The organism is Bartonella sp. TT110JLCBS (assembly GCF_042193405.1).
GTDB lineage: Bacteria > Pseudomonadota > Alphaproteobacteria > Rhizobiales > Rhizobiaceae > Bartonella.
Map to the genome: position 1 here is coordinate 369 of NZ_JBHILT010000255.1, position 249 is coordinate 617.

1 pseudogene is annotated in these 249 nt (G+C 48.2%); it reads right to left on the reverse strand.

Going from position 1 to position 249, the window contains the following annotated elements:
* A pseudogene (locus tag ACFILW_RS10760) lies at positions 1-249 on the reverse strand (hypothetical protein); the annotation flags it as partial.

Below are 249 nucleotides of genomic sequence, written 5' to 3' on the forward strand. Positions count from 1 at the left end.
GGCAACGGAAGCTCCCCCCAAAGCAACTCCGTCTCCAGCAATCACCTGTGCATTTGGACCAATTGCAATCGAATACTTTGTTTGAGCTTGAGCAGCATAACCTATCGCAATCGTATCTTGATCCTTCGCTTCTGCGTTATTCCCCATAGCAATGCCGTGGATACCGGTTGCAAGTCCACCAATAGCAACTGCTAATTCTCCTGATGCACTTGCCTTATAGCCTAGAGCCAAACTACTTTTACCAGTCGC